At 41.2% G+C, this 13,253-nt stretch carries 10 protein-coding genes and 1 pseudogene; 4 read left to right on the plus strand and 7 right to left on the minus strand.

Translation table 11 applies throughout. The features are described from left to right. Positions 1-696: 696 nt before the first annotated feature. The 4 genes and pseudogenes from ASG85_RS25610 (at position 697) to ASG85_RS25620 (ending at position 4,603) form a co-directional block, all read left to right on the plus strand. Positions 697-1,611, plus strand: a complete 915-nt coding sequence (locus ASG85_RS25610) for a proline dehydrogenase family protein (protein WP_060648122.1) — start codon at positions 697-699, stop codon at positions 1,609-1,611. Positions 1,612-1,637: 26 nt separating this feature from the next. Beyond that, positions 1,638-3,206, plus strand: a complete 1,569-nt coding sequence (gene pruA, locus ASG85_RS25615; protein WP_060648123.1) for an L-glutamate gamma-semialdehyde dehydrogenase — start codon at positions 1,638-1,640, stop codon at positions 3,204-3,206. A 242-nt stretch (positions 3,207-3,448) separates the two neighbouring features. Then, a pseudogene (locus ASG85_RS39400) lies at positions 3,449-3,622 on the plus strand (NAD-dependent malic enzyme); the annotation flags it as partial. A gap of 180 nt (positions 3,623-3,802) precedes the next feature. Continuing rightward, complete coding sequence (locus tag ASG85_RS25620) at positions 3,803-4,603, plus strand: DUF2935 domain-containing protein (protein ID WP_057304669.1); 801 nt, start codon at positions 3,803-3,805, stop codon at positions 4,601-4,603. 383 nt (positions 4,604-4,986) lie between these two features. Here the strand turns inward: ASG85_RS25620 and leuB are convergent, their stop codons facing one another. The 7 genes from leuB to ASG85_RS25655 form a co-directional block, all read right to left on the minus strand. Beyond that, a complete protein-coding gene (gene leuB, locus ASG85_RS25625) occupies positions 4,987-6,066 on the minus strand; it encodes a 3-isopropylmalate dehydrogenase (RefSeq protein WP_057304668.1) in 1,080 nt (359 codons plus the stop codon). A gap of 151 nt (positions 6,067-6,217) precedes the next feature. After that, positions 6,218-7,336: a Ger(x)C family spore germination protein gene (locus ASG85_RS25630; RefSeq protein ID WP_057304667.1), complete on the minus strand. Its 1,119-nt coding sequence runs from the start codon at positions 7,334-7,336 to the stop codon at positions 6,218-6,220. Continuing rightward, positions 7,333-8,433, minus strand: a complete 1,101-nt coding sequence (locus ASG85_RS25635) for a GerAB/ArcD/ProY family transporter (protein ID WP_057304666.1) — start codon at positions 8,431-8,433, stop codon at positions 7,333-7,335. Before ASG85_RS25635 ends, ASG85_RS25630 begins: the two co-directional genes overlap by 4 nt. After that, entirely contained in the window at positions 8,430-9,548 is a 1,119-nt protein-coding gene (locus ASG85_RS25640) for a Ger(x)C family spore germination protein (RefSeq protein WP_057304665.1), read from the minus strand. The genes ASG85_RS25635 and ASG85_RS25640 overlap by 4 nt, the downstream gene beginning before the upstream one ends. Next, positions 9,545-10,645 (minus strand): GerAB/ArcD/ProY family transporter, encoded by a 1,101-nt coding sequence (locus ASG85_RS25645; protein WP_060648124.1) that lies wholly within the window; start codon positions 10,643-10,645, stop codon positions 9,545-9,547. Before ASG85_RS25645 ends, ASG85_RS25640 begins: the two co-directional genes overlap by 4 nt. Further along, positions 10,642-12,186, minus strand: coding sequence for a spore germination protein (locus ASG85_RS25650; protein WP_057304663.1), 1,545 nt, complete (start codon positions 12,184-12,186; stop codon positions 10,642-10,644). Before ASG85_RS25650 ends, ASG85_RS25645 begins: the two co-directional genes overlap by 4 nt. Positions 12,187-12,340: 154 nt before the next feature. Continuing rightward, positions 12,341-13,180 carry a VanW family protein gene (locus ASG85_RS25655; protein ID WP_156396804.1) on the minus strand — a complete coding sequence of 280 codons (840 nt, stop codon included), beginning with the start codon at positions 13,178-13,180 and terminating at the stop codon, positions 12,341-12,343. Positions 13,181-13,253 lie beyond the last annotated feature (73 nt).

Raw genomic sequence — 13,253 nt, forward strand, 5'->3', positions numbered from 1 at the left:
GAAGTGTAGTTTCGGTAGTTACAGAATTCAGAAAGGGATTTATCCGTTTTAATGCCCTGATTTGTAATGCTTAAACGGAGAATAACATGATATCTTGGAACCTAATGGATGCCTTGGGTAGGTGACTGTTTTTGAATGCGCTATAAGTCCTTATGTAGCAAGAGGTTTGAATTATGAAATTGACTCTAATATACAACAATTAGGCCCCAAATAGATCATTTCGCAACAAATATGCTCAAAATGTTGTACGAAATGCAACTTTAAGCTGTAATATAGCCTTTTGACGTGTGAATTGTTGTACAAACATACAACATATAGCCTATCTTCACTCACAAAAGCTGAATGACCATCGCATTTTAGAGTTATGAATGCCCCTAATCGAATGATTATGCACTTCTTCCACTACTCTATTTCACTTAACCTAGCATAAATCCGTAACTTACTATCCTATCGAAAATAAGCTTCGTCACCTCCCCCACCCTCTAAAAAATATAAATCATGAAAAAGGTTAGTCCCAGAAGTAGTCAAATCTCTACTTGCATAGCGTGTAAGAAAATAGTTATTCAACGAAAATGTTCAACAATTTTATCCGAATTCCCTTATTTTTAAACAATGACTGTTCAAAATAAAAATAATGGTGTATATTTCTCTCATACAATTAAACAACATTGTTCAATTCTTCTGGGGGAATCATACATGGAAATGATGCTGAGAAACATGTTTCAATCATTGGGCAAGAGCCGTTCTGCGAATCGATTAGCCAAAAAGTACGGCCTTCGTTTTGGAGCCGCCCGCTTCGTAGCTGGTGAAACCATCAAACAATCCATTGATGCTGTAAGCGGGCTCAATAAGGATGGTCGAATCGCGACTTTAGACCATCTAGGAGAATTCGTCTTTAGTGAAGAAGAAGCTACATTGTCCGCTGATATGTGCATACAAACATTAGATGCCATTGCCAGCTCAGGTGTACGGTCCAATCTTTCTTTGAAAATGACATCACTCGGCCTAGATATCAGCAGAGAGCTTTGCGTAAACAATATGAAACGAATTCTGAATCGAGCGCGCCAATATGGCAATTTTGTTCGGATTGATATGGAGGATTACGCGCACTGCCAAGTTTCGCTGGATATTTACCGGGAGCTTCGAGAAGAGTTCGATAATGTAGGGATCGTGATTCAAGCTTATCTGTTCCGAACGGAGCAAGATATCCAGGATTTGAGTGCGCTGAGTGCCAACTTGCGTCTTGTTAAAGGGGCATATAAGGAATCCCCTCAAGTTGCTTTTCCAGTAAAGAAAGACGTTGATGAAAATTATAAAAAAATCATTCAAATGCATTTGAAAAATGGTCATTATACGGCTGTTGCCAGCCATGATGAAGTGATCATCAACTTCACGAAACAATTCGTAAGTGAGAATGGAATCTCCAGAGATCAATTCGAATTTCAGATGCTTTATGGCATTTGTGAAGAGATGCAGAAGCAATTGGTTAAAGAAGGCTACCGTGTCCGCGTCTATGTTCCCTATGGTGTCGATTGGTTTGGATACTTTATGAGACGGTTAGCCGAGCGGCCAGCGAATGCCTGGTTTGTTCTTAAAAATATGTTTAAATAGGCCCGCAAAGGGAGAGGAGAATGAATATGAGCACATTTACAAAAGTAACCCCTTATGCAAACGAACCGTTCACTAATTTTTCTTTGGATGAAAATAAGCAAACTATGGAAGCCGCTATTGTGAAAGTGAAATCAGAATTAGGTCAAGAGTACCCGCTTTATATCGGATCTGAGAAAGTAGTTACTGAAGCGAAAATCAAATCCATTAACCCAGGCAATGTGGATGAAGTGATTGGTTATGTGAGCAAAGCGAATCAAGCACTAGCGGAAAAAGCAATGGTCGCTGCTTTGGAGACTTTCGAATCTTGGAAGCGTGTTCATGTTAAAGAGCGGGCGGAATATTTGTTTAAAGCGGCAGCGCTTATGCGTGAACGTAAGCATGAATTTTCTGCACTTATGATTTTGGAATCAGGTAAGAACTATGTAGAAGCTGACGTAGATACTGCGGAAGCTATTGATTTCATCGAGTTCTACGCTCGGGAAATCATTCGTTTGAGCGAAATCAATGAAACTCAACCGTTAACCAAAATTGCCGGTGAAGACAATAAAATTTCCTATATCCCACTTGGCGTTGGCGTCATTATTCCGCCGTGGAACTTCCCACTCGCTATTTGCGTGGGCATGACGACTGCTGCCGTTGTATCAGGTAATACGGTTCTTCTTAAACCTGCTTCCACAACGCCAATCATTGCGCACAAGTTTGTTGCTTTGATGCGAGAAGTAGGACTTCCAGACGGTGTTATCAATTTCATTCCGGGAAGCGGCGCTGAAGTTGGCGATTACTTGACGACACATCCGAAGACTCGTTTCATTAGCTTTACGGGTTCCAAAGAGGTTGGTCTACGTATTAACAAGTTGGCCGCGGACACGGTTCCAGGTCAGATTTGGATCAAACGCGTCGTTGCTGAAATGGGTGGAAAAGACGGCATTATCGTCGATGAAACGGCTGATCTGGATGCAGCAGCATCCGCGATTGTCGCATCAGCGTTTGGATTCCAAGGTCAGAAATGTTCAGCTGGTTCCAGAGCGGTTATTGTGGAATCCGTGTATGACCAAGTTGTAGAAAAAGTAGCCGTTTTGACGAAACAACTGCAAATCGGGCTGCCAGAAAACAATTTCGCTGCAGGTCCAGTTATCGATAAGACTTCGTACGAAAGAATTTTGGAATATATCGAAATCGGGAAACAAGAAGGCACTCTGCTTGCCGGCGGTGAGAAGGCTGAAGGAAACGGCTATTACATCCAACCGACCGTGTTCGGTAATGTAAGCGGCAAAGCGCGGATTATGCAAGAAGAGATCTTCGGACCCGTGCTCGCTATTACGAAAGCGAAAGATTGGCAGGAAGCAATCGCAATGTACAATGACACTGAATTCGGTTTGACCGGTTCTTACTTCTCCACGAACGAAGAACGTATCACTGAAGCTCTTGAGACCGTGCATTGCGGCAACTTATACATCAATCGTAAATGTACAGGTGCATTAGTCGGTGTACACCCGTTTGGCGGATTCAATATGTCAGGTACAGATTCCAAAGCAGGCGGTTATGACTACCTGTTGCTCTTTACACAAGCTAAATTAACGTCCCGCAAAATTTAAGGCAGTGTGGGGCCCTCTAATTACATGGAGGGCTCTTTTTTTAAGAGTATTTTTCAACATATAAAAGGAGAGACTTTGAGCTCCGCTCAAAGATCCCAAAGCGGAGAGACTTTGAGCTCTGCTCAAAGATCCCAAAGCGGAGAGACTTTGAGCTCCGCTCAAAGATCCCTAAGCGGAGAGACTTTGAGCTCTGCTCAAAGATCCCTATATTAGGAGGCTAATAAGATGAGCGTTAAGGTAGAAAATGCGCCGCGGCGAGAGCGATTGCTTCCGTCGTTTCAGGGGCAGAGCTCAACGAACATTACATTATCCCTAGTATTTTCAATGAGCAAGTTGTGATACAAGTGCGCAAAGCTGTGATTGAATCGGCCATTTTAACGCATGTTGCTCGGAGAACTCCGCCTGAGTTTAGGTAATAGGAAATAAACCAACAAGAGCAATGAGTAGTTTGCTACGGCGAGCCGCTCCTTGTTCTTTTTTTACTTCTCAAATCAATCGCAGTCATCCGTTGTCCTATTTTCACGACATCTGCATAAGCGCCTCCCGTGAAGATTATACATAGGGTATCAGACTACTTCTTGAGGAGAGTGTCAAAATTGTCAAATGAGTTCGTTAGTCGTTCATTGGATGAGATACGGTTCTGGTCACGTATTATGAAAGAGCATTCTTTATTTCTGAAGCTGGGATTTCGGTGTGAGGATACGCAATTAATCCAAGAAGCAGATCATTTTTATCATACTTTTGAACAAATAGAAGGCAAATCTCATGCATTCACAGAGTTAACTGATCCTGAGCAGATCATACGCTTTAACATGGAAGCTCACTTAGCGGCAACCCATATTTGGGCTTTTAAAAGAAGGGTTTTAGGTCTCATCATCCAATGTAAACTTCCAGGCGGTAACAATTTCCCTTTATTGGTTGATCATACCAGTAGAGAGGCCAATTATTTTAGAAATCGATTAGAGGAATTGAATGCTGGTCGATTAGAACCGCTGCCCGATGCAATCATTGATGAAAATGTTTTCTTTTTGAGAATAATGGCTGACCATGCGAAGTTCATCGGACATCTCCTTGATCCGTCCGAACGACAACTAGTTGAGCAAGCTCGCCACTTTAGTCAAGATTTTGACCAACTGCTCTTTCAAGCTGTTGATTTAAGCGGAATGCGCCCTCAATCTCAAACGGAGCCGCTTCTCGACCAATTCCTTGATCAGAATCGGGTTTCTGTTGTTTCTCTGCGAGATTTCAAAAAGACTGCAAGGGATTTGATCGAAGCTTGTCGTATAAAAAGCATCATTCATCCTTTACTTGCTGACCATGTGTTTCGAGAGGCCGAAAGATTCCTCTATATCATTGATATGTTCGAAGCAAGCTTAACAAGAAAACAAAGTTCATAATAGACGGAGTCTTTAATCAGGATCAATCGTCAAATAGACTCAATTGAGATGAATGAATCCGGTTCGTAGTTGAATGATGTTGTAGAAAATGCAACAATTGCTTCCTAAATCTCGCTTCTTTCCCTTCGTTGTTGTACAATGTACAACACTTCCACCCCATACAGGTGATTTCACAACAAATGGGAGCAAAATATTGTACAATCTGCAACTTCAAGTTGCAAAATGGCCTTTGGGCGTGTGAATTGTTGTACACCGTGCAACTTCCAATCTATTTCTCCATTTCTCCATTTCTCCATTTCTCCAAAAAATCCCTAACCCTCCAATAAAATTCAAAAAAAGCTCGCCCCCCGAAGCCTCTACGGCCTCGTCGGGCAAGCTCTTTATTATTTACGCATAGCGTCTACGATCAGTTGGCCCATTGCAAGAGTACCGATTGCTTTGCTCTTGTCAACCGCGATGTCGCCTGTACGGTGACCCGCATCCAGCACTTCTTTCACTGCACGCTCGATGGAATCCGCTGCTTCGTGGTAACCGAAAGTCAAACGGAACATCAATGCTACGGAAAGAATGGTTGCGATTGGGTTGGAGATGCCTTGACCTGCAATATCCGGAGCGGAGCCATGTACCGGCTCGTACAAGCCGAAGGCGCCTTCGCCAAGAGAAGCGGATGCCAACATGCCGATGGAACCTGTCAGCATAGCTGCTTCATCACTCAGAATATCGCCGAACATGTTTTCAGTCACGATGACGTCGAAGCTGGATGGGCGGCGCAGCAATTGCATCGCACAGTTATCAACGAGCACGTGCTCTAGCTCAACATCCGGGTAATCAACCGCAATGCGGTTCACAGTTTCGCGCCATAGACGGGAAGTTTCCAGAACGTTCGCTTTGTCTACAGAAGCAAGCTTCTTGCGACGTGTCTGTGCGATTTCAAATGCTTGACGAGCAATACGCTCGATTTCAGTAACATTATAAGCACAAGTATCGACAGCTTCTTGACCATTTGCTGTTTCACGACGGAATTTCTCACCGAAGTAGATCCCGCCAGTCAATTCACGAACAACGATCAAATCCGTTCCTTCCAGCACTTCAGGCTTCAACGTGGAAGCTTCTTTCAAGCAGTCAAAGATGAAAGCTGGACGAATGTTCGAGAAAAGTCCAAGCGCTTTACGAATACCGAGAAGACCAGTTTCAGGACGAAGCTCTTTGGAGTTGTTATCCCATTTCGGTCCGCCAACAGCTCCAAGAAGTACAGCGTCTGCCGATTGGCAAACCTTCAACGTTTCTTCCGGAAGTGGCGTCCCTTTCTCATCAATCGCAATCCCGCCGAATAAGGCGTGCTCTGTTTCAAATTGATAACCGAATAATTCTTCGGTACGTTTCAATACTTTTTCCGCTTCTGCAACGACTTCTGGACCAATGCCATCTCCAGCGATTACAGCAATTTTTTTCACATCTGCCATGACTGCCATTCACTCCTTAGATTAGTAAACCTGCTATTGAAAGCATTTACTATCGTTATATACTGCTAACATTGTATCATAAGTAGCCCCTCTTCTTTAGATATAAAAGCTATCGCATTTATAGGTATCACCTATTAACATTTCTCAAGGACTATTCAGAAACACCAATGCTTTTAATGATTACTTTAGGTGAAACATTGACTGTTGCTTCAGATAGCGCTTTTGCCCAGTTATCTTCTACCTTCTTCCAGTCTTTATTCTGATATGCGCGTACATAGATACCAAACTGAAAAGGATCTACTTGATATTTTTGAGCTTTCTTGATTAAAGCCTCGCATTCTTTCTTCAACTCTTTTTCAATGACTTGTTCCAGCTGTTTTTTCTTCTCATCTAAATCTAAGGTAAACAAGCGCTCCGTCAAATCGATCTGAACCTTCATCTTAATATCGATTGTAAGATCGCCACCTTCAAAATTCGCCTTCATCTTAGGCTTTGCCTTTGTTATATTGAAACCCACATAGGACAACTTTTCATCCGTATGGAACATTTCAGGAGGTAAGTGAAACGTTAACGGTATAGGGTTATTCACATTGCGCTGTAATAATAGGAGCAGAGAACTTTCTTGATGATTCAAAGAAGTCGCATAGGTGCCGTCTTTATGTAAAAGAACAGTACCTGAAATAACGAGGTCATTTTTCTCTACTTTCATCTCCGTTAAAGTAGGCGTCATTCCTTTATCCTTCATTTGTTGGTGAAATTGCTGTAGTGAAGTTTGCACGGTAATCCTGCTCTTATATGCGCTATCTAGCATTTGTTTAATCACATTGGAGATTATGCCTTTATCACTCATGTTCGTATACATCACATCTTTAATGGTCCCATCAACTACAATCACACTCGCATTAATCTCATTTCGGGAATCGCGGAAGAGAACATCCAAATAGGGGAATGCGTTTCTATGCAGCAGCAGTTTTTTTCCTATAAGCACATTTTGCGATTTTCCATAAGCAAGGTTGCCGCTTGTCTTACTATTAATTTCCCCTTTTGATTTGCGCATCGTTTTAGCACTTGTTGAAGTGATCTTATATCTATCCGTGGCTTCTTTGTTGAAGACAGGAGTTGACGTGTATACGATTAGCTTATTGTTCTCATCAAAATCTATAGCCTCTGTAAGAACAAACTGTTGATTCTCTAAATAAATGGCTTTACCGCACCCCGTTACAAACAATAAAATTACTACAGTTAAAAAAATGGTACTGAATTTCTTCATAATTGTTGTTCCTTTCTTCTGCGATGAAAAAGCCATCCGTAAATCCAAAGGAAAATGGGGAACACAAGAGCGAAGCATAAACCTATAGTCTCCTGTGATTCGCCCATTTTAATTATTTGAGAGGAAGTAGGGATAAAAAAGAATGACATTACGATCCATAGGATCATATTTATTCGTAATACATTTCGATGATCCTGCTTGCCAAACAATTGACTTGTTCCTAGCGCAGCCGTGTAGAGGTAAGGAATAATCGTCATAAATATGATAAACAAATAAAAGGACAGGCCGATAATCTCCAGCCGTTCCAAAAAAGGCAATCGGATAACTTTCAATAAGTTGAGCACAGGATAAATGTATTCTGTCACCTCAACTGGAGAGAATTTAACAAAACAGACGATTGTAGTCGTTAAATAGATAACCATAGATAAGGAATTTGCAATAACAATTCCCTTGGATGCTGATTTCTTATCCTTTAGAAAAGGATAAAGAATGAAAGCCAATTCAAATCCAAGGAAAGAAAATACGGTTGATTTTACATTAGAAAGAACAGGATACAATCCTCCTTTTCCAATCGGAAGCAGGTACATCCACTCTATATCCTTTAGTGTTAATAACAACATGAAAGGCATCCACAACGTGACCATAAATACAAATTCAGCAAAGAGCCCGATCACCCTTATTCCTTGCTTGGTAATCATATAGATGGGAACGATAAACAGGATCATTAGGATGAAGTTCCGTATATCCGGAACGATCCATATCTTTAAGATATGAATCGTTGCAAACATGATTGTAATTGCTGAATATGCCGCGAAGAGTATCCATGCTACTGCTAACCCTTTACCCACCCACTTACCAAAGTATTTAGATAAAAGTTCGAATAATGTATACTCGGGATTTCTCTCCATAATTCGTATGATGACCAAGCTAAACAGCATAGACAAAATCCAACCCAATATAATGGATATCCATCCGTCGGTACCCGCTGTTTTAGCTAAATCGCGGGGAAGGGATAAGACACCGATCCCAACTTGGGTTTCAAATATAATAAGGATGTATTGTTTCAAGGAGATCTGATTCATCGAATATTTGTTCATTCGAAAACTCCAATACTTTTGATGGCAACTTTAGGTGAAACATTAACTGTTGCTTCAGATAGAGCTTTTCCCCAGTTGTCCTCTACCTTCTTCCAGTTTTTATAATCGTGCGCTCTCACATAAATCCCAAAACCATAGGGGTCGACTTGATGCTTTTGAGTTTTCTTGATTAAATCCTGGCATTCTTTCTTTAGTTCTTGTTCAATCGCTAGTTCCAACAGTTTGCTCTGTTTTTCCATGTCTAAGGTAAACATGCGTTCCGTTAAATCGATCGGAACCTTCATCTGGATATCGATGGTAAGATGGTTTCCTTCGAACTTTGTCTTGAAATTAACCCTTACCTTATTCATATTGAAACTCACATAAGACATTTCTTCATCCGTATGAAACATCTCAGGAGGAAGGTGAAACGTTAACGGTATAGGATTGTTCCTATTGCGCTGTAACAATAGAAGTAGAGAAGTTTCTTGTTTATTCAAAGAAGCAGCATAGGTACCATCTTTATGTAAAAGAGTGGTCCCTGAAATAACGAGATCATTCTTCTCTACTCTCATTTCAGTTATGCCTGGCGTTATTGCATTATCCGTCATTTGTTGATGGAATTTCAGCAGTGTAGTTAGCACTGAAATTCTGCTTTTATATGTGCTTTCTGTCAATTGCTTGATCACAGCACCGATTCGGCCTTTATCACTCATATTCGTATACATCACCTCTTTCACAGATCCATCAACCACAATCAAATTTGCATTAATTTCATTTTTGGGATCGCGATAGAAGACATCCAAGTAGGGTATTACATTGGTTTGTTGCAGCATTTTTTTTCCTATAAGAATACTTTGCAATTTTCCAGCTGCAATATTACCGCTTAGTTTCGACTCGAGTTTTTTCTTCGATTCACGCATCGTATCCGCAGTTGTGCTTGTAATTTTATATCTATCCTTAGCTACGTTACTGAAGACAGGACTTGAAGTGTAGACGACCAACTTCTTTTCTTCATCAAAATCTATACCCTCAATAAGAAGAAACCGTTGAGTCTCTATATAAACGGCCTTGCCGCACCCGGTTAACCATAATAAAGCTGCCCATGTTAAGAAAATGCCATGCCATTTCTTCATTGTTTCTGTTCCTTTCTAGCGAGATGAAACAACCATCCGTAGATCCATAACAAAATGGGGAACACAAAAGCGAAATAGGTACCTGCCATCCCCCATGGTTTGCCTATTTGAATGATTTGGGAAGAAGAAGGGTGGAAAAAGAAAGACACTAAAATCCATAGGCACACGAGTATTCGTAAAACATTTCGATGATCCTGCTTGCCGCATAATTGACTTGCTCCCAGCACAGCTGTGTAGAGGTAGGGGATGATCGTCATAAATAGAAGAAACAAATAAAAGGAAAGAAAAGTGATCTCCAACCGCTCTAAAAACGGCAATCGAATGAGCTTCAATAAGTTGAGCGTGGGATAAGCGTAGTCTTTAATTTGATCTTGAGAAAACCTAACAAAACTTATAACTGTCACCATTAAAAATACAAACATGGATAAAGAGTTTGCAATTACAATTCCCTTGGTCGCGGATTTTTTGTCCTTTAGAAACGGATATAGAATGAAAGCCAGTTCAAATCCAAGGAAAGAAAGGATCGTTGATTTTACGGTAGACAGAATGGGAAGCAATCCTTCTTTACCGATTGGAAGAAGGAAAATCCAATGGGTATCCTTGAATGCAAAAAACAACAAGAAAGGCATCCACAAAGAAACCAGAAAAACTAACTCAGCAAAGATCCCGATCACCCTTATTCCATGCTTCGCAATCATATAGATGGGAATGACGAACAGGATCATCAAGATAAAGTCACGAATATCCAGAATGATCCATACCTTTATGATATGGATCGTTGAAAACATAACCACACTTGCTGCAAATGCCGCATACAGAATCCAAAAAACAGATAAACTTTTACCCACCCATTTGCCAAAGTATTTAGATAAAAGTTCGATTAACGTATATTCGGGGTTTTTCTCCATAATTCGAATGATGATTAAGCTTAACAGGATAGACAATATCCAACCCAATAAAATGGATATCCATCCATCCTTACCGGCAGTTTTCGCTATATCGCGGGGAAGGGATAAGACACCGATCCCGATTTGCGTTTCAAATATAATAAAGATGTATTGTTTCAAAGAAATTTGATTGAACGAATATTTATTCATGGTTGATCTTCACCTTCTCTGTTTGCTCCCTGTCTTTGTAGTTGAGTTGGATCAGCTGAGAGCGGGCGTTTTTTCATTTTCCACATGGGGACCCGAATCCATACGTCTTTCCAATCAGACAGTCGGATTGGAGCAACTGGACTTCCATAGGAAATCCCAAAAGATTCCATTGAAATCAGGTGTGCCCCAATAATCATCAGCCCTATCACAATGCCTACCATACCGAACAAAGAGGCCATAATCATCATGGGAAAACGGAGCAATCGCAGAGAAGATGACATGTCGTAATCCGGGATAATAAAAGAGGAAATAGCTGTGATAGCAACGATAATCACCATAATATTACTTACAATTCCCGCTTGAACTGCCGCCTGTCCGATGACAATACCCCCTACGACTCCAATTGTTTGTCCTATAGGGCCTGGAAGACGCAAACCAGCTTCTCTTAACATCTCTAGGGCTAGCTCCATGAGAAATGCCTCTACAATCGGAGGAAAAGGCACCTTTGCTCTGGATTCCCCGATCGATATCAACAAATCCAAAGGTAGTACTTCATAATGAAACGAAACAATGGCTATATATACAGCCGATAAGGAGATCGTCGTAATTAAGGCTAGAAAACGTAATAGACGTAGAAAAGTGGCTATGATCCAGCGATTGCTGTAATCATCGACACTTTGAAAGAATGCCGAAAAGGTCACAGGAGCAATGATCACACTGGGTGAATGGTCGACAATGACGACTATTCTTCCTTGCAAAATATGAGCTGCTGCAGAATCCGGACGTTCCGTCATGATTAATTGTGGAAAAAGACTTATTGGATGATCTTCTATAAATTCCGCTAATTCCCCCGTATTTAGAATGGCATCCACATCAATTTGCAGCAGACGGTCCTCCATTTCTTTCACGAAATCGGGTTGTACAACATCTTCGAGATACATCACAGAAACTCTCGTATTTCCCCGTGATCCGACGAAATATTCTTTTATTTTCAATTCGCGATTAGGAAGATAGCGCCTGATAAGGGCAATATTCTGCCCGGACGTCTCCACAAATCCTTGATGCGACCCCTTTAACGTCGATTCGATTTGCGGCTCTTTAATCGCTCTTTGAGGCCATCCTTGCGTATGTAAAACAAGCGAACGCATCTGCCCATCAATAAGCAGGATGCTCTTACCTTGGAAAATCGAGTTTTCAATATCTGACCATAAGCTTACAATTTCTGTTTTTGCAATCGTAATGGAAGAGTTCCAAATATCGTTAACCGATTCGATTTCATAGATGAGCGGTGTTAAGATGTTATTATTAATCGCTGATTTATCAATAAGCCCTTCCAAATAAACCAGTACAGCATTGCCCCCAGTTCTTAATTGAAACTTACGAGTAACAAGATCTGGGGCATGACTAAATAAGGCGTGTAGGATAATTAGGTTATCTTCTAGGGTCCCCGAAATCGGATGATTAAGATGATTAAGATGATCAGATGATTTCTTGACTGGAGCTGATTTTATGCCATTTAACCATCTACGGATCGTCCCCATCCTGCACCACCCTTCTGATATCATGTACCCAATAGTTTCCCATATATAGGCAAAATTATTCGGAAACCAAGGTCATGTAAACAAAAGCAAAGAAGCCATCTGGATTATCATCCAAACAGCTTCAATAGAAGGTTAGAATTCCCGTTTATCTTGGTTACAACGATAAATTTTCTGGATTTGCAGTTGATGTTGTGCCTTGCGGCAATAGAGGCTCATACATCATTATGGCATGATTCTCAGTCACCCATTCATCACCAATGATTTCACCTTCCGAGTTCAGCACTCTGCGATGTATCTCATTATGACGAACATAACCGCCCCAGTATTCGCGCGAGATCCAATGCTTGTTCTCGTAAATTTCATAAGTATGAATGGGTGGCCTAACAGCACGCCACTCCCCAACCAAATGAGTATCCGTTACCCGGATAACGAGTTGAAACTCCTCCGTCGTCTCATTAAAAATTTGCAAGTCTACATAATTGTAGAAACAAGTTGCTCCGCTTCCAAAAGGTTGACTCCTACCTGCATCCGGAAATACGTCATAGCTATGGCGATACCTTTCCTTTACGGTAAGTGGCGTATGCAGTGTCATCCAGTAGATTAAATTCGAAAGCTGGCACAACCCACCTCCGATGCCCGCCTGCACCTTCCCATGAGAAAGCATCATGCCTTCCAGATAACCTTTACGCCGTGTCGTACTGCCAATTAACCGCCAATAGGAGAATGTTTCTCCTGGCTTCAGAATGACACTGTTTAACTGCTTGGCTGCGATCTTTAGATTAATCACTTTATTATGTTGCAACCACATATCTACATCCTTCAGCTGTCTAAGGAGTGGTGTTTTATGTGAAAATAGGAGATAAGGGAGAGACTCTGCTTGCTTCTCCTTGGCATATGTCTTACCATCCAAAAACCACTGAAGATACCTTTTAAGTCGATACACTTTTTTACCCAGGAATATTCTTGCTCGGCTTCGGTTGATGGGTTTAAGCAAAGATAAGCCTCCTTCAACAACAGACAATTTCTTCGATCATTGTGAGCAAAAAAGCCTCCAATGCCAGTAATAA

The sequence above is a fragment of the Paenibacillus sp. Soil724D2 genome, assembly GCF_001427935.1.
In the GTDB taxonomy this organism is placed as follows: Bacteria; Bacillota; Bacilli; order Paenibacillales; family NBRC-103111; genus Paenibacillus_E.